The following is a 17521-nucleotide window of genomic DNA, read 5'->3' as shown; positions in this document are numbered from 1 at the left end:
TCCTTGAAATACTGCTCACCGATTTCAACTACTAGGTTATAGTCCTTTATTACAGTAAAATTGATAAATTCTAATACATGGATTCTAAGTCAATCTCTATACTTTCACGGAAATCATTTGCAGACTTTTGTGACAAACCGCATATATTTATCTGACAAACTGCATGTATTCATCTGACAAAGTGTATCTATTAATTTGAAAAAAAGTTTTATATAATAATTAACATAAACTGTTTATTATGCTACTCAATTACAAATATACATATACGACCTTTTCGCTATAAAACATCCGAAGTATAAAACTTGTAACTTTTATCCTATCCGCCAAAATCTATAACCAGCAATGTTCCTAAGCTCTCTCCTTTATGTTAAATATAAACGAAAGGCGGTGATCAATAAAACAATTCTTTAGAGGTTTAATAAATGACTTCTATAAATCTCTGTTTGTTCAGCATTATCGGATTTCAATCAGGAAAAAAGAGAAAAATAACGAAACGATTAGGGGGAAATCTATATGATGAGAAAAAAACTATTTTCTGTCATGATCTTAATGAGTGTTTTGTTGTCTATGTTCAGTGTAAATATTGCAAGCGCAAATGACCAGAAAAATCTTAAAAAACTTTCAAACTCCACAGTTTCAGCTAGAGAATCCAAACTGCACGACCATATCCAAGGAGAAATCATTGTCAAGTATAAGTTCGGAACACATGATAAAAAGAAAGCAGAACTTGAAAAGAAAGTTTCTGCGGATACCATCAAGTCAGGAAGAGACAATGTTAAACTGCTAAAGGTAAAGGAAAACGACCTTATAAACACCATGGAAATGCTGGAAGCCAACCCGGAGGTTGAATATGCAGTTCCAAACTATATAAGAAAGGCAATGTCCTTCCCTTCTGACCCGCCGAATGACCCACGATATACCAACCAAAAGGGCCTTCAAACGGTAAAAGCACCTGAAGCCTGGGCAAAGATGGGTGATGCTGCAGGTATGAGCGAGATAATAGTAGCGGTTGTTGATACAGGAATAGACATAAACCATGAAGACTTAAAAGATAAAATTTCTCCGGATGGATATGATTTTTGCGATTTAGATAATGATCCAAGCCCTGGACCGTTTAATATGAATTAGAGCATATTGATTCTACATTAACAAATATGTATGGAATCTGTGAATTCACAGGTGCATCTGTCATTAATGGAAATGAATTTATATTATTTGCACAATACGATATCAAAAATGCTGATGGAGCCTATTCGGTATGGCAGGTAAAGAAGGTATCTGCCACAGGCAAGGTTGTTTTTGACGAGAGTGAACTTATACCTGTAACCCTGAACATAAGTGATAGTTTACATGAGTGAAGGTATTTACCAATTTATGTATGAAGGATCCAGATTCGCTGATCTTGCAATGGATTCGTTCATGCTGCTAACTCCTGATACTTCCATTTCAAGTACTAACAATACTATCACGTTTGATTCACAAATTGACCATTTAGCTAAAATAAATGTCTGTTGGACTGACATGAACAATTTTTCACCGACTATGGTGTATTCATATTTTAGTGAGGGTTGGGATGCTTATGTAACTGGTATCTCCAGAGAACAACTTGCAGCCGGAGATAATTTCTATGTAACCCCGGGATTCTACAAACCTCAATTCTCTATACGGAACAATTATGTGGAAATGAGGGAGGAAGGTGACGCCAGACAATTTACGACTGGAGAGAACACTGTTTTCTATGGAGGAGAAAACATTACAGCAAAGGTTGAACTAAACAAATATACGTATTTGCCTGGTGAAATTATGACAATTACCCCTACACTAAAAGACGAGTACGGCAATCGTTTTCTTTCAATACTGAACTCAACTAATAATTGGCAACAAATGACGGTTGAGATTCTTGACAGTTCAAACCAGGTGGTTTACAGCAGATCAAACACTCCTTACAATTCTGCATCTGTGGAATTACCCCAAAATATGCTTGAAGGTATATATAAGTTAAGGATTTGCTCTCAATATCCAAAACCAATAGAAGCTGAAACCTGCTTTACATTAAGCAGAAATATAGGAAGTAGCGGTGTTAAACTTACGGTCGGTACTCCTGGAAATTTATATGCGAATACATTAACAGTACAGATGCTCAATTTGAATACTGGAGAAAAAATCAATTATCGAGCAAGCAACCTTATAAACGGAGAAGTCTTTATACCTGCTTCCGAAGGGGAATATCAAGTATATATAAATACCCCGACTCAAGATGGCCCCAAAGCAATATACTTAAGAGATGTCAGTGTACCCGGAGAATATGTCTTCAAGTCTTCTACATTAAACAAAGTAAATCTAGCGGTAACAGATGAACTTGGTAATGTATTTGGCAATTAAATGATTTTTACATCTTGACTTGGAGAATTTTGTAATTTAACACAAATTAATAGTAAATGATTTAGAACTCCAAGTAGTAAAGCGATCGAGAATTTATAAATTTTTATTGATTTTATATATCAGAGTGATATAATAGATATGCAGTTTATTTTAATTGAGGAGTTCTAAATATATGGCAAATGTAAACAAAACTAGATTTGCAATCCTCGGAATTTTAAATAATATGCCCGGATCCGGTTATGACATCAAAAAAAACTGTGATACTGGAATAGCTTATTTCTGGAATGAGAATTTTGGACATATTTATCCTGTTTTAAAGCAGATGGAGAGGGACGGAGTAATTACAAAAAAAGAGGAGAAGAGTGAAGGAAGACCATCAAGGAATGTGTATTACATAACCGAAAAGGGAAAGAATGAATTGATAGATTGGTTAATGCGTCCTGTTGAACCTTCGCCGCAGCGGCTGGAACTTCAGCTAAAGCTTACCTTTGCAAAACTCATTCCTGTAGAAAAGACCATTGAAGAACTTGAACGTGTAAAAGAGAGACATAAGAAAAGCCTTGAAGAGTTTAGAAGAGTTGAACAAGAGTTTTTTAACAGCGAAGATGCGCAAAATTATGAAAGTTATCCTTATTGGTATTCAAATTTACGTTATGGAATAGGTGATGCTGAATTCAGAATCAGATGGTGTGAAGAAACCATTGAACGCATTAAGTTCCATAATGCCATTAAAAAAGATAAGTAAATTCTATATTTTCGTCCAAATAAATATTGTTCAGGTTATTTATTGAAATGCTATATCACCGTGATATAGCGTGTATTGTGCTAAAATGGAAATAACTTAATCCTCAGGAGGTATCCTATGGAAAATTCATGTTCGAACGTGCTCGAGAAGGTAGAGTGTAGCATTTTGTGGCCTAATGATGAATCCTATAAGTTCTGGAAAGCAAGACTTGTACCCTCCGGTTGTTTTATCAAGGATCTCAGTATTGATAAGGTACTGGACGAGGTCGGGTTTGAAAGAACTGACCGTGAAAAAATCGGACTGTTGTTTGAAAATCCATGTACTAACGAAGAGGTATTGCAGTTCAGATTGGACATTATGCAGGACTTTTCAGAAAATGAATGGCTTGTAGAGAACTTTAAAGAGTTTGTTAAAACTATGGTTTTTATTCGAAATTGCTCTAAGGAAAAATTAGCAGATATAAAGGGAATACATGTTCAAACATATTTTTTTGAAAAAGCATCTGCATATGCTTCTTTAATTACAGGCATGAGAGTATATTTGGAAGAAAGAAATGAGAGCATTCGGTCTTACGGTCTTCAGAAGCTGCTCAAATATATCACACAGATCTCAGAGGAACATAATTTTAGAACAATGACTGAGGAAATAAAGAAGATAACTGAAGAATATGAAAGTGTATCGGGGGTGTATCTCGAATTTGGATATTATGAAGGCTTGAAAGATATTGCAATAAATTTGGAAAAGACAAAAAAACATATTGAAAGTGAAGAGTCATGGATATCGCAGATACTTAGCAATGGTGCTGCGTTCCTTAATGATATGGATAAGAGGTATTGTAATATATACTACGATGCGCGTTTTTCCAGGTTGGAGGAAATTGTATTTGAAAGATTGCAAATGAAAAAAGCTGCGGTTTTTGAAAGCTTGGATAATTTCTATAATAAATATTCGGAGCAGGATTTTGAAGAAATATGCAAATTAAAAGTTGAGGTAGAGTTTTATATTAAGTTTACCGAATTGATAGGGCGTGTAGAAAGGCATGGGCTTAAGTTTTGCAAACCTGTAATTGGAAAAGACAAAAGAAAAAACACCAAAATCGAGGGCCTTTATGATTTAGGCCTTGCTTTGCAAAGGGTAGAAGACGGAAAATATTTGCTTTCCCAAGAGGTTGTATTAAATGATTTGAGTTTTGATGAAGATGGAGAATTTTTTATATTAACAGGACCTAATAAGGGAGGAAAGACAACCTACATACGATCAATAGGAATTGCACAGGTTTTGTTTCAGGCGGGGTGTTTTGTTCCGGCATTAAGGGCGGAAATGAGTATTGCAGATGCTGTATATACCCATTTCCCTGAAGAAGAGACTCTGGGAATTGATAAGGGCAGACTTGGCAAAGAGGCAGAGAGAATGTCGGTAATTATAAATAATTCCACTTCAGAGAGTTTGGTGCTTTTAAATGAGACTTTCTCAAGTACAAGAAGAATTGACGGATATTATCTTGGAAGAGATGTACTCAAAATATTAATGAAGATAAAATGCAAAGGGATATATGTTACTCACTTCGGTGAGCTTGCTGATGATATTGAGGCATTAAATGAAGAAGTGCATGAGGGAAGTAAACTAGCATGTCTGGTTGCGGGTATAGTAGATTCTGACAATATGGGATTGACAGGAAACAGGACGTTCAAGATTCAAAGGATGAAGTCGGTTGGACTTGGATATTCAATGGACATAGTTTTTAAGCATGGCCTTTTGCCAGAGCAGATTACGGCACTTCTCAAAAAAAGAGGATATATTCCAGGATAGGGGGATATTTATGGTTAAGAAAGTCAGTCTTTTGTACAAGGATGCCAATAGAAAACTTCAATTAGTGGAAGAAAAACCTGAATTTATTAAAGATTTGCAGTTTGATGAAATTCTTCAAATTATGACTTCCGGAAGTAATAACACAAATTCTGAACGTGTTATTGTTTCAGTGTTTGCTGAACTATGCAAAGATATAAATGACATTGCATACAGGTATGATATTCTTCAGGATTTTATCAAACAACCGCAAATGTTCTCAGATATAAAGAGTGCTTTCGCTACAATGATACCTATTGAAAGAGAACGACAATTATCAAACAGGAAGAGAGCTGAGGTATCGGCAGAATATAAACTTAGTAATGGTATTAATATGCTGTTGGGATACTGCAAGGTATGTAAAAAAGTTGGAGAGGTCTTAAAAGTTTCAGAGAACAGCTATTTATCCGATGGCTTGAATAATTTGTCGGAAGCTATATTGGGTTATGTTGGAAATGACAAATTCAATAAGCTTGAAAAGATTTTAATGTCACTCAAAAAGTGTGTAAAAGGGTATATAAGACTAAAACTGGATGCAAGTCTTACTACCTCTTTCAAACTTAAAGAAGCTATTGTGTTAGATATTGATAATAATGGATTTGAAAAGAGTGAATATATAACAGCACACCCATCAATAGGAATAAAGAAGCTTATGGGACTAGGACGAAAAAGAGAGTATAATTATGTTGTTAAGGAAATAGATTATATTCTTGAAGAAAATGTAGATGAGATTAAAAATAAAATTCTTACTAATATTGCGTGTATATTGGAAGCTATGACAGTTAATGTTTCGTCTTTTTTGAGAAATCTTTCAGAAGAAATTCTGTTTTATGAAGGAGCTGTAAAGCTTGTACAAACGATGAAAAGCCTTGGTATGATAACTACAAGAGCCGAGATGGCTCCAGCCGAGGAAAGAACTCTGACAGCTGAGGGTATGTATGATTTGAGCTTTGCTTTGTATCTTTCGGGTAAAGGATGTTTAAATCCACTTGGAAACATTGTGACAAATGATGTTTGCATTAAAGGAGAGGAAAGGATTCAGATCATTACTGGACCGAATCAAGGCGGAAAAACGACTTACATCCGAGCAATGGGGATTTTGCAAGTTCTTGCACAAGCAGGTATACCTATTCCGGCAGTTAATGCTGTTGTTAGTCCGGTAGATCAGCTATTTACTCATTTTCCTGTAGATGAAAAGCCTGAAAGCAATGAGGGTAGATTAGGCGAGGAACTTAGCAGAATTCTGATTATACTGGAAAATGCAACGAAGCATAGTCTTGTTTTAGTAAATGAAGCCTTTGCTTCCACCAATTCTAAAGAAGGAAGCATAATTGCACAGGACATACTGATGGCACTTGCAGTTATAGGTGCTAGATGTTCCTTTGTCACACATCTTTATGAGTTGGCCCTTAGGGTGGATAATATGAACAATGGACTTCTAAGATTTGGCAGAAAGTACAGACCATTTATAAGTATGGCAGCTCAATATGAAGAAATTTGTAGTAACTTGGATGAAGATGCAGATGGTGAAATTCGAAAGAGAACATACAGAATAATTCCCGGAGCTCCATCCAAGTCAAGTTTTGCTGCTGATATTGCTGCTCAGTTCAATATAAGGTATATGGATTTTGTTCAGAAACTGATATAAAACCATCTCCAGCTTTCGATTCTTGATATAAAGATAAAAGTTTTGTGGTTTTGCATATATGATATTGAAGCTTTTAACAAGAATAGTTATATCAACGCTGACATTCTCCCGGATTTTCCGGAATGCCTGAGTCAGATAGAATCTGAACTGCAGTGGCTGGACCTAAGTTCTTCCAATCTTTAAGAACCCATACTACTTTTTTATCCTGTGTAACTTCAATTAGCTGCGGATTATTTCCGCTGTTACCTCTTGAACATAGTATAGTGTTACCGTTGTCTAGACGGACGCAACTTTGGGAATCTGGAATACCATACTCAGGTGGTATATCAGACATTTTGAATTCCCAGACTGTCTCGCCTGCAGTATTAACTTCTCTGACCAGGCCTAACTTTTCACTACTAATTAATGTGTTGCCGTTTTTTAAGCGAATGGCAGCCCAGGGGCTTCTAACTTGATAAGACCAAATTTGGTTAAAATCCTTATCAAACTCTACTACCTTGCCAACGGAGAGATACGAAACCAAATATGTACCTTTGTCAGTAATACGAACTCTGCGGAATTGTCCGTGAACATCCTGTGGTTTTTCATGTGGTAGAGTATGTTCCATTTCAACCTTTCCAGTAGTTTTGTTGATAATAACAAGTTTAGGAGGATTGGCATTTACGGCCATAAGAACCTTGTCTAGTCCGATTGGCTGAGCCGAATGGATTTCGGATCCACTTGGGGCATTATAACGCCAAACTTGTTTCTTTTGTGGATTTACCTCTGCAACATAAGATTGGCGCGTATATAGAATATTTCCATTAGTCATCATCCAAACATCGTCATACTCCTCACCTTGTCCCGTTGAGTAAGTCCAAATAACCTTGCCCTCGTTAACAAGAAATATTTTATTATAGCCTTCTCCGATGTAAAGCATTGGATATCTAGAAAGTCCTCCACCCGGAAGTTCAGAACCATTTCCATTAGGCACGCTCCAACTTATGGAGTCAATCTTCGTTTCCTCAGGGCCAAGTGCTGGTACATCAGAAGCAGTAAACTCAGACAAAATTTCCAGCAACGGGGCAGGTGAACTTGGGCTAAATGTTGGGGTAGTTGATGGTGTTTCAACAGGGGTTGGTGTCGCAGATGTTTCCCCTGGGAATACTTTTATATGTCCAAGCAGATACATTCTAAAATATCCAAAGTCAATGGAGTTTATACTTCCGTCACCACTCACATCAGCAGCTTTTGCAGCATTCGATGATGGAAAGTCCTTGATATTTCCTAAAAGATACATTCTGAGATAAGCAAAGTCTATTGAATTTACACTAATATCTCCGTTCAAATCACCCAGAACTACATTTCCTTGAGTAGACACGAGTGTTTCTCCAGTAGCTTTAATACTCATTGCACTGAAAAAACTAACTAGTAAAGCAAGTATAGCAACACTTACAACCGACGTTTTTGCTTTTTTTAAAATAAAATGTCTCATTACTCCCCTATCCTTTCCTATTGAAATTATTTTCTAGCAGTTTAGTTTTGCACTGCCTAATATATGCGTAATAGTCTTATATTTTAGGGGTATTGTCTAAATCTTGCCGAGTCAAAACATTACCAACATTTTGAACATTACACACACATCATCTAAGTTAGTCGGTAGACATTTTCCCAAGCAGAAAAAAAATTGTGGAAAATATTGTATCACACAACATGTATGTGATACACTCAATTTAGTATTTATAGGGTAGTAAATATAGGAAGGATGTGCAATTATGGAATATCGTGTTTTGGAAAGAACAGGAATTAAAGTCGGTGCCATTGGTATTGGGGGTGAAGGGTTCGAAAATAAAAGTTATAAAGAATGCGAAACACTTATTGACTGTGCAATCAAAGAAGGTATTAGTTTTATTGATATATATAATTCAAATCCTGAAGTTAGGAGTAATGTTGGCAAAGCATTAAGCAAATATCCACGAAACAGCTTCGTTATTGAAGGACATCTATGTACTACTTGGGATAATGGACAATACCGGCGTACGAGGGATATTAATGAAGTTGTCAAGGCATATGAAGACTTTTTAACCAGAATGCAGCTAGATTATGTGGATGTGGGGATGATTCACTATGTGGATGACAAAAAAGATTTTGACAACATTTTTAATGGAGAGATCCTTCAATATGCAAAAGAATTAAAAGAAAAAGGGATTATAAAGTCTTTAGGAATATCAACACATAATAACTGTTATGAAAACATACGCGGCAGGAGTGTTACTAAGTGATACGCAATCACCTTTTGAAAAGGCACTAACCCCAGTGCAATGCATACATTACTGCTTAACCAGACCGGCAGTTGCTTCTGCAATGGTAGGAGTATCTAGTACAGATCAAATACTTGCAGCAACCGCCTATAATACTTCCAGTAATAAGGAAAAGGATTACAGCGAAGTGCTTGCAAATGCTCCTAGAAGTTCATTTAGCGGACATTGTATGTATTGTGGTCATTGTGCCCCATGTTCGAAAAAGATAGATATTGCATCAGTAAATAAATATTTGGATTTAGCATTAATTCAGGAAGATATTCCTGAAACATTAAGGAATCATTATACCTTACTGGAACATCACGCAAGTGAGTGCATAGAATGTGGGTTATGTATGAAGAACTGTCCGTTTGGGGTTGAGATTATTAATAAAATGAAACAAGCTATTGAATTGTTTGGCAATTAAATGGCTTTTACATATGTTACAAATATATAAGTTACGACGATTACAAAAATTATAATGAAGTAACAGGAGGGCGAATATGACAATTATAGAAGCAATGGAAAAAAGGCACACAGTAAGGAAATATCAAGACAAAAAAATTCCAGTGGAAGTAGTGGAAAAATTGAATCAGCGTATTAAAGATTTGAATATGGAACATAACACAAATATGAGTCTTGTAACGGAGAACACAGAAGCATTTAATTTTATGATTAAGTTAATTCTTGCAAAGGGTGTAAAGAATTATCTTATACTTGCTGCAAAAGAAGGTTCAGATGAAGCACTTGGATATTGTAGTACGGACATTATGTTATATGCTCAAACATTAGGATTAAACAGTTGGTGGGTAGGTGGAACATTCAGCAGAGGCAAGGTTGCGGATAATGCGAATTTAAAAGCAAATGAAAAAGTAATCGGGATTATTGCTTTGGGGTATGGTACAGAACAAGGAAAACCACATAAATCAAAAGCAGCTAGTGAAGTATCTATATATAAAGGTGATGCTCCTGCATGGTTTGACAATGGGGTAAAGGCTGCACTCTTAGCACCGACAGCACTAAATCATCAAAAGTTTATGATTACAGGAGAAGAAAGTCGTGTACAAATAACCTGTGATAATGGAATTTTTACTAGTGCTGATCTTGGGATTGTAAAGTATCATTTTGAACTTGGTGCAGGTAAAGATAATTTTCAGTGGGTGTAAATTTTTAAAAATAATTCTGGAATAACAAAAATCATTCTGTGAAATGTACAGGGTGATTTTTTTATACTCAAAACTGGACATATTATAAACAAATAAAATTAAGAGTGTAATTAAGCCAGTTCTAGGCATCATGCTTATAGCGGGCTTTTTTTGTAATGATTTGATAAAATGCATAGAATACTAATTTGTAAAGAACTGGATTCACGAAATTAATATAATGTGAATATATTGAAATAGCTTCTTAAGATAAAACATTCTTTAGGGAATTTGCACATTCTTAAATCTGTGAAAAATATATACTTTGTCGGAATTAAAATAAAAAACAGCCATATTATCTAAAATTTATTCACGAAAATTATTAATAAAACACACTAAAAATTACGGTTATTTGCTTTTTCATTTATTCTATTGCAATACCTATGGCACTAATATATTATTTACATTGTACATTTTTTAGTACAATGTATTATGCCTTAGAGGCATAACGCTTCCTGACATAATAATTTTTAAGGAGTGATTAAATGGGTCAAAATTTAATGGCAGTTAAAGCACCAAATCGTGTGTTGCCTTTAATCGCAGGTATCTTGATTCAGATGTGCTGCGGAACAGCTTATATCTGGGGTATATTTCAATCTTATTTAATTATAACGAAAAATACTCCTAAAGCACTTTTCAACTGGTCACCAACTTATGGAACACTAGCATATGCACTACTTTTAAGTGTACTTACTGCAGGTAGTGTTGTTGGTGGAAAAAGTCAGCAATCAGGAAAAGTTCAGCCGAAAGCAATTATCGTTATTGGTGGATTGGTAATGGGAGGCGGATTCCTACTTGCTCAATTTACAACTGATGCCACACCTTGGCTTCTTTGGCTCTCATATGGGATTCTAGGTGGATTTGGCATGGGTATGGTTTATACAACTACGATTGCAGTTTGTCAGAAATGGTATCCGGATCATAGAGGTTTGGTAACAGGGATTATTGTTTCAGCACTTGGTGCGGGTACTGTAATATTTACAAAAATATCGGAAATAGTAATTCCAAGTGTTGGAGTATTACAGACTTTTGCACTTTTAGGTGTAATGTTTATAGTAGTATGCACATTAGGATCCTTTTTTATAAAGAATCCGCCCGAAGACTTCAAACCAGCTGATTGGAATCCTCCAGCACCTAAAGCTGGGGTAATCAACCAAAACTTTTTACCTGGTGAAGCATTAAGAACACCGCAGCTTTATCTAGTAGCTGCAGCACTTATGTTTGCTTCAGTTGCAGGCTCTATGGTAATACCTATGGCAAAAGTTTTCGGTCTCTCAAATGGTTTGTCAGCATCGGTTGCTGCGACTGGTGTTTTAATTATAGGGGCTTGTAACTCCTTAGGAAGAGTTGTATGGGGATTTGTATCAGATAAAATTGGTAGGAAAAATACTCTCTTAGTTCTTCTGATTTTAGCGGCGTCGTCTATAATAACTTTATCGTTTGTACCAAAAGACGCTATTCTTATTGTATTTGCACTGGTTGGTTTCTCCTACGGCGGATTCCTTGGTGTATTCCCAACTCTTACAGCAGACTTTTTTGGAACTAAATATGTTGCAACCATATATGGAATGGTGCTACTTGGATTTGGAATAGGTGCAGTTGCATCAGCATTCATCGTAGGTGAACTCAGCAAGATAAAGGCTTTCTCGACAGCATTTACAATTGCTGCAATTGCTGCAGGTATTGCTTTTGTTATAGTCTTATTGCTTAAAGCACCTAAAGAAAAATTACAGTAATCATCTATAAGATTAATCATTCAGCTAAGGTCTGGTTTCGATATACTATCGGAGCCAGGCCTTTTAGTTTCTTGCTCAATACGATGAGGCCTGGAGAAATATTAAGATTTTCTATAAAACTGTCGAAAAATATAATAACTATAATAGAAAGTTGAAAGTGAAGGGCTAAATTGTGGATCTAAGAAGATTAGGGAAAAAGATCAGTTCAAATTGGCGAGTGCTGCTTATCATTTTAGTTTCTGCTATGATGCTCTATAGCTTGGTCATGATGTTATCACCAAGTTCGGTCATTACTCATGACGGTAGGGCAGATTTGTCAGGTATAGATTTCAGTCACAATAAATTAGTTTCATTGGATGGACAGTGGGAATTCTATTGGAACAAACTGCTGATGCCAGAAGATTATAATTCCGGACAGAAGGTGAAAATGGATTCGTTTATGAAAGTTCCAGGCGTATGGGCTAGCAATGCCGGTACACATTATACCACTCAGGGTATCGCTACCTACAGGCTGTCGCTTTACTATCCATCGACATTGATAGACCCAGCTCTTCGCATTCAATATGTTGTCGGTGCGTATAAATTATATGTCAATGGACGACTTGTGGAAGAGGTCGGAAGCTCGTTGAACGACAAGGTAAATTTCAAAAGCGATGATAAAATAGCCATTATTGATTTGCCAAAGGATACGCAAAAGATTGACCTGGTTTTTCAAGTAGGCAATTTGAATTGCGCCTCAGGAGGGCTTCGTGCAGCTCCTGTATTTGGCTCAAAGCAGGTATTGGAACAGCAGAGAACAATTATGTTAACCTTGCAGTTGATCTTCATTGGCGGCGTTTTAATATTTGGAATCCATTATTTTTTTCTGTTTCTCCTCCAGACAAAAAACAAGACAGCCTTACTTTATACCATTTTTTGTTTTATAACCGTTTTGCGTTCCATGATATTTGGTGAAATTCCTTTGCAGATCCTTTTCCCCGATGTATCCCCGGAACTGAGAATGTATATCAACTATTCGACTGGCTATAATTATGTGGCGATTGTGATTTTGTTTGTTCACAGCATCTATCCTTTGGAATTTAATAAAAAAGTAATGGCTTTGTTCCTGTTCCCAAGTCTTGTCTTTGATGCATTCCTGCTGATTACAAGCCCTTACACTATGACATTTTATACAATGTACCTGTACATTGTTTTACTCATTCAAATGCTTTATATTATGGTCGTGTTGATTAAATCTGTTCTGAGAAAAAGAGACAATGCGATTTTTGTATTCATAGCCATCTGCATTTTGATTTGGACTATGAATGGAGATATCATCAATTTTATAAAGATTGGCAACATCTATTTAACGTGTATGTTTCTATTCGGGAATTTGGCTGTTATTTTGGCGATGTCATATGTTCAGGCGAGACAACAGGCCATGAACCATAAAAAGCTTATTTTATACAATGAAAAGTTACTCGAGGCAGACAAACTGAAGGATCAAATAGTGGCGACGGAAATGTCGTTTTTGCAAGCTCAGATCAAGCCGCATTTTCTCTACAATGCACTCAGCGCAATTGCCAATGTGTGTGAAAAGGACGGAAAGCAAGCAGGCAAACTAATCATAGATTTGGCGCTCTATTTAAGAAGTAGTCTGGAATTTAACAATCTGGATAAAATGGTGACGATCGAAAAAGAGCTGGAGTTTGTCGATACATATTTCCATATTGAACAAGCGCGTTTTGGACAGAAGATACAGCTGCAAAAAGAGATCGAAATACCTCTTGATGTTCAAATACCAGTGCTTGTCCTACAGCCCTTGGTTGAAAATGCCATCCGGCATGGCATTTCAAAAAAGCCAGGCGGCGGTACTGTAAAAGTACGTATGATGCAGAAAGATAGGAACACTTACATAGAGATTGAAGATGACGGGGTTGGCATAAATAGCGAAAAACTGGCTGTGCTTTTAAGCGGAAACAATATTGGCCAAGGTATCGGACTTCTTAATATCCACAACCGGCTTCTCAAATTGTATGGAAGAGGTCTTCAAATTAGCAGTGAATCAGGACATACCTGTGTAAAATTATTGATACCAGGGGGGATGTTACAATGAGGATTGCAGCAGTGGACGATGAAACACACGTACTGGAACGGTTTGAAAGAATGGTTTCAGAAATAAAGGAGCTTGAACTATGTGGTTTGTTTGAGACAGGAGAACAGTTGCTGGCATATTTGAAAGAGAATCTCCTTGATGCAGTTTTTATGGATATTGAAATGCCGGGTATTAATGGCCTTCAACTATCCGAGCAAATACAAAACCTTAATGAAAATATAGAAATTATTTTTGTCACAGCCTTTAGTCAATATGCTGTAGAGGCTTTTGAAGTGCAGGCTATGGATTATATAATGAAGCCTATGACAGAAGAAAGGCTGGGCAAAACCATACGGAGATTATTAAAGAATAATAGAACGGTAACTCGTTCTGGGAAACCGTTTATTCAATGCTTTGGTGGCTTTGAGGTGTATTCAAATGGAGAAGCATTGACATGGAAGAACTCGAAAGCAAAGGAAGTATTAGCGTTTTTGGTGCATAAGAACGGCGTGCCGGTCAGTTGGGAAAAGATAGCGGATGCTGTTTGGCCGGATTATAATTCTGAAAAAGCTCAGACTAACTTTCATGCAACTACCTATCTGCTGCGGAAAAGATTGTCGGAAGCAGGCCTGTCTCAAGTTCTTGAAAACGTGCGGGGCAATTACAGAATCGTGACAGATAAAATTGATTGTGATGTTTATCAGCTTGAAGAGATGATTAAAAAGAATCAGATGAAAAGGAAAGAAGACTTACTACTGTTTGAACAGTTTATGCAAAAAGGATATATGGAAGCCAACGGATATGAATGGAGTTATCCGAGAGCTGCAGAACTTGACAAAATGTACCGAAAGGTAAAAACCAGCGTAAAAAAAACTAATAAATATTAAATATTTTTTGATAACATTTTAAATATTTTGTTGAAACACTTTAAATATAAGATTTTGCATTTAGTGACCTATCTATGAAGATGGTTATGATGAAAGACAAATGGGTATGGGAATGGGTATGATGGGCATTTCAAGCAGTGATTTGCTCTTGATAAATGACATACAAACAGCTGTAATACTAGAGGTTCAAGCTTTTAACTATTATCAAAGATTAATGGCTCTGACTGCAAATGAACAGCAAAGACAGATTATTACAAGCATACAACGGGATGAAATGAGGCATTATCACTGGTTTACTATGATGTTACGCATGATGGGTGCACAACAACCTCTAATTCCTCCTGGTGAATTACCTGTGAATTTTGTCGAAGGTACCAGAGAGGCTATCCGTCTTGAATTAGAAGCTGCAGTTTTTTATCAAACGATTGCAAATAGAGCAACCGCTCATTTTATTCGGATGCATACCACACGTGCGATTTATGATGAACAACGCCATGCAACTTTACTTCAAAATATATTAATAAGTTTGTAAAAAATAGTTAAAAAGTAAATTGTTAATCACAGCATATATGAGTATTATCTAATACTCATATATGCTGCATTAACCAAAGTTACTGAACTTTACTCATATTAACCATTTTTCTACATTCATCAGCACATTGCTTGCATGTTTCTGCACAAGTTTTGCAATGTTGATCTTTAAACATTTCACATTCTGAAGCACACTTTGTGCAGATATCCGCACAGAGATTACAAATTTCGTTTAAGCTTCCGCTTTGTCTTGAAACATAATGAGCAGCTGTTGAGCATATTTCGGCACAATCCTGAAGTGTTTTCATACAGTTAGTTCTGGCCTTAACATCTGCCTCCTGCATACACATATTAAAGCATTCTTCACAAATTTGAGCACATTTCAAGCATGCATCTATGCAGGATTGGTGTGGGTTTCCGTTCGGCATGAGTGACATCGCTGGCATATTTGTTGCCAATTGCATGTTTATTTCCTCCTAAATAGTTATTATTTTTTCACTGTATAGGGTCTGCTTCTTAAGATAAAATATTCATTAATTTATTCGTTAATTGGGTTATTCTGATGCATACTATTATAATTAACAAAGTTTCATACTTTAATGATTTCATACTCTTTTAATTTGAATTTCTTAATTACAGCATATAAAAGGGTTTCTCTTACTGAAATGTAAATTGAGCAATCTTTGCTGGATAATTGTGATAGCAATTGGTAAAAGCCTTTTTCCTGTAGTTCAATAGGCCCGATTTCATCAACAAAAATGGGGGAGATGTCCTTTTGGATAACATCCTGTATAGTTTCAAAAGCAAAATCAAAGCCTTCTTTAGAGAAGCTATAAACATCAAAGCAATATTTCTCAACCCAGTTGTATGGTGCATAACCTATCTTGAATGAAAATGGTATGCTTATCCCCGTTGAAAGCCTGATAATTTTCTGGCCGGCGTAATTGCCTTTAATTTGACATGAATTCTGTTAATATCCATTCTCAGTTTTTCAGCAAGTAACTGAGCCAATGTAGTTTTCATTCCCGGACCGATCTCAACAGCTCCGCTATTCAGGTTGATACTGCCGTCAGTATTAAATGTTAGAAATACGCCTGAAACAGCATCAGTCGGAGAATCGGAGGTCTTCCAGAAGCAGCTTATGCCTTTTGCTCGGATTTTATTATTTCCTAAATCTATTCTCATACCTTCATTCCGGCTTATTGATTCTTTCAATTTCTCAAGACATGCAGTAAGATTTCCAATATTGCTCGAGGTTGTTACAACCTGCGTTGGAGTTATCTTCCCTGGAGTTATTGCATTCTTCATTCTTAATTCCAATGGGTCAATCCCAAGTGTGAAAGCAAGTTTATCGAGTGTCCGTTCGATACAGCTTGGGTAGATGAACTGATAACAACCTGTCCGTCTGCATGAATTTCTGCCCGGACGTTCCTTGTCTCCATTGCTATATGATCTGACTTGGGAAGTGCGTAACTAGCTTCAATAACCACTTCGCTTTCGGCCCAGCCTTTTGCCATATCACCTTTTCTAATTTTAATGCGTTCAGCGATATTAGTATTTGGTTCTGGAGAAACATCTTCAGCAAGCTTATATTGGCCCAAATTTTCATGGATAATGGTGGCACCGTTCTTAATTGCATCATCTGGTGAATTTATTACCGGTAAGGGCTCATATTCTACTTTTACAAGCTTGACTGCATGCATAGCTTCACGTTCACTATTAGCTACAACTAAAGCAATAGCCTCTCCAAAAAATCTTACCTTATCTGTTGCGAGGGGAGGGCGATCCTCAATTATAACTCCGAAAAGGGTAGGGAAGCTGCTGCCAGTAACTACAGATTGAACGCCAGGGGCTTTAATTGCATAAGAAGTATCAATTGATTTGATTTTTGCATGTGCAAAAGGACTTGTGACCAGTTTTGCATGCAAAATGCCGGGTACAATATAGTCATCAGTATATTTGGCAATACCTGTTACCTTATCCCACGCTTCTTTTCGCTGAATACTCCTGCCGATAGCTACTGTTTCCAAAAAAAGTCCCTCCTATATATAAACTAGCGATTTTCATAATTAATATTGTTAAAAAAATATATACCACTTACATATATTTTCCGAAATTATGGGGAGTTATTCTTTTTAATTTACTATGCTAGCTTAATATTTTTAGATTTAGCAGTTGCTTCATAAACTTGG

General features: G+C 36.3%; 14 protein-coding genes and 2 pseudogenes. 12 read left to right on the top strand and 4 right to left on the bottom strand.

Annotated elements, in window-relative coordinates:
- Nucleotides 1–513: 513 nt before the first annotated feature.
- The 6 genes from ACECE_RS0212655 to ACECE_RS0212630 all read left to right on the top strand — a co-directional run bounded on the left by ACECE_RS0212655 (nt 514) and on the right by ACECE_RS0212630 (nt 6620).
- On the top strand, nt 514–1128 hold the full coding sequence (locus tag ACECE_RS0212655) for a S8 family serine peptidase (RefSeq protein WP_010247615.1): 615 nt from the start codon (nt 514–516) through the stop codon (nt 1126–1128).
- Nucleotides 1129–1154: 26 nt separating this feature from the next.
- Entirely contained in the window at nt 1155–1358 is a 204-nt protein-coding gene (locus tag ACECE_RS0212650) for a hypothetical protein (RefSeq protein WP_010247613.1), read from the top strand.
- Complete coding sequence (locus ACECE_RS0212645; protein WP_010247611.1) at nt 1351–2382, top strand: hypothetical protein; 1032 nt, start codon at nt 1351–1353, stop codon at nt 2380–2382. Before ACECE_RS0212650 ends, ACECE_RS0212645 begins: the two co-directional genes overlap by 8 nt.
- Before the next feature lie 172 nt (nt 2383–2554).
- On the top strand, nt 2555–3127 hold the full coding sequence (locus ACECE_RS0212640; protein WP_010247608.1) for a PadR family transcriptional regulator: 573 nt from the start codon (nt 2555–2557) through the stop codon (nt 3125–3127).
- A 117-nt stretch (nt 3128–3244) separates the two neighbouring features.
- Nucleotides 3245–4936, top strand: coding sequence for a MutS-related protein (locus ACECE_RS0212635; RefSeq protein WP_010247606.1), 1692 nt, complete (start codon nt 3245–3247; stop codon nt 4934–4936).
- 10 nt (nt 4937–4946) lie between these two features.
- Nucleotides 4947–6620 carry a MutS-related protein gene (locus tag ACECE_RS0212630; protein ID WP_010247603.1) on the top strand — a complete coding sequence of 558 codons (1674 nt, stop codon included), beginning with the start codon at nt 4947–4949 and terminating at the stop codon, nt 6618–6620.
- A 91-nt stretch (nt 6621–6711) separates the two neighbouring features.
- On the opposite strand, the gene ACECE_RS31135 is transcribed toward ACECE_RS0212630, so the two are convergent.
- A complete protein-coding gene (locus ACECE_RS31135; RefSeq protein WP_010247600.1) occupies nt 6712–8094 on the bottom strand; it encodes a dockerin type I repeat-containing protein in 1383 nt (460 codons plus the stop codon).
- Nucleotides 8095–8374: 280 nt separating this feature from the next.
- Here ACECE_RS31135 and ACECE_RS27430 point away from each other — a divergent pair.
- The 6 genes and pseudogenes from ACECE_RS27430 to ACECE_RS27425 all read left to right on the top strand — a co-directional run bounded on the left by ACECE_RS27430 (nt 8375) and on the right by ACECE_RS27425 (nt 15330).
- Nucleotides 8375–9326, top strand: a pseudogene (locus tag ACECE_RS27430) (aldo/keto reductase).
- Between the two features lie 76 nt (nt 9327–9402).
- A complete protein-coding gene (locus tag ACECE_RS0212615) occupies nt 9403–10065 on the top strand; it encodes a nitroreductase family protein (RefSeq protein WP_010247597.1) in 663 nt (220 codons plus the stop codon).
- Between the two features lie 521 nt (nt 10066–10586).
- On the top strand, nt 10587–11837 hold the full coding sequence (locus ACECE_RS0212610; RefSeq protein WP_010247594.1) for an L-lactate MFS transporter: 1251 nt from the start codon (nt 10587–10589) through the stop codon (nt 11835–11837).
- Between the two features lie 172 nt (nt 11838–12009).
- Nucleotides 12010–13932, top strand: coding sequence for a sensor histidine kinase (locus ACECE_RS0212605; protein WP_010247592.1), 1923 nt, complete (start codon nt 12010–12012; stop codon nt 13930–13932).
- Nucleotides 13929–14798, top strand: a complete 870-nt coding sequence (locus ACECE_RS0212600) for a response regulator (RefSeq protein WP_010247589.1) — start codon at nt 13929–13931, stop codon at nt 14796–14798. Before ACECE_RS0212605 ends, ACECE_RS0212600 begins: the two co-directional genes overlap by 4 nt.
- 100 nt (nt 14799–14898) lie before the next feature.
- The gene (locus ACECE_RS27425; RefSeq protein ID WP_010247586.1) at nt 14899–15330 is read left to right on the top strand and encodes a ferritin family protein; all 432 of its coding nucleotides are present in this window, start codon (nt 14899–14901) and stop codon (nt 15328–15330) included.
- Nucleotides 15331–15409: 79 nt separating this feature from the next.
- Here the strand turns inward: ACECE_RS27425 and ACECE_RS0212590 are convergent, their stop codons facing one another.
- The 3 genes and pseudogenes from ACECE_RS0212590 to ACECE_RS31750 form a co-directional block, all read right to left on the bottom strand.
- Nucleotides 15410–15793, bottom strand: coding sequence for a four-helix bundle copper-binding protein (locus ACECE_RS0212590; protein WP_010247583.1), 384 nt, complete (start codon nt 15791–15793; stop codon nt 15410–15412).
- 125 nt (nt 15794–15918) lie between these two features.
- Nucleotides 15919–16230 carry a hypothetical protein gene (locus tag ACECE_RS32330; RefSeq protein WP_407636664.1) on the bottom strand — a complete coding sequence of 104 codons (312 nt, stop codon included), beginning with the start codon at nt 16228–16230 and terminating at the stop codon, nt 15919–15921.
- A gap of 56 nt (nt 16231–16286) precedes the next feature.
- Nucleotides 16287–17359 (bottom strand): annotated as a pseudogene (locus tag ACECE_RS31750) (xanthine dehydrogenase family protein molybdopterin-binding subunit); the annotation flags it as partial.
- Nucleotides 17360–17521: the final 162 nt, after the last annotated feature.

Origin of the sequence: Acetivibrio cellulolyticus CD2, from assembly GCF_000179595.2 — a bacterium.
GTDB classification, from domain to species: domain Bacteria; phylum Bacillota; class Clostridia; order Acetivibrionales; family Acetivibrionaceae; genus Acetivibrio; species Acetivibrio cellulolyticus.
This window is presented reverse-complemented; position numbering and strand designations above follow the sequence as displayed.

Excerpts from the sequence above, each read along its gene's own strand:
- ACECE_RS0212645 (WP_010247611.1), top strand. The coding sequence starts at position 1,351 with ATGAGTGAAGGTATTTACCAATTTATGTATGAAGGATCCAGATTCGCT.
- ACECE_RS0212640 (WP_010247608.1), top strand. The coding sequence starts at position 2,555 with ATGGCAAATGTAAACAAAACTAGATTTGCAATCCTCGGAATTTTAAAT.
- ACECE_RS0212590 (WP_010247583.1), bottom strand. The coding sequence starts at position 15,793 with ATGCAATTGGCAACAAATATGCCAGCGATGTCACTCATGCCGAACGGA.
- ACECE_RS0212635 (WP_010247606.1), top strand. The coding sequence starts at position 3,245 with ATGGAAAATTCATGTTCGAACGTGCTCGAGAAGGTAGAGTGTAGCATT.
- ACECE_RS0212630 (WP_010247603.1), top strand. The coding sequence starts at position 4,947 with ATGGTTAAGAAAGTCAGTCTTTTGTACAAGGATGCCAATAGAAAACTT.
- ACECE_RS27425 (WP_010247586.1), top strand. The coding sequence starts at position 14,899 with ATGGGTATGGGAATGGGTATGATGGGCATTTCAAGCAGTGATTTGCTC.
- ACECE_RS0212655 (WP_010247615.1), top strand. The coding sequence starts at position 514 with ATGATGAGAAAAAAACTATTTTCTGTCATGATCTTAATGAGTGTTTTG.
- ACECE_RS0212650 (WP_010247613.1), top strand. The coding sequence starts at position 1,155 with ATGTATGGAATCTGTGAATTCACAGGTGCATCTGTCATTAATGGAAAT.
- ACECE_RS0212615 (WP_010247597.1), top strand. The coding sequence starts at position 9,403 with ATGACAATTATAGAAGCAATGGAAAAAAGGCACACAGTAAGGAAATAT.
- ACECE_RS0212610 (WP_010247594.1), top strand. The coding sequence starts at position 10,587 with ATGGGTCAAAATTTAATGGCAGTTAAAGCACCAAATCGTGTGTTGCCT.
- ACECE_RS0212600 (WP_010247589.1), top strand. The coding sequence starts at position 13,929 with ATGAGGATTGCAGCAGTGGACGATGAAACACACGTACTGGAACGGTTT.
- ACECE_RS31135 (WP_010247600.1), bottom strand. The coding sequence starts at position 8,094 with ATGAGACATTTTATTTTAAAAAAAGCAAAAACGTCGGTTGTAAGTGTT.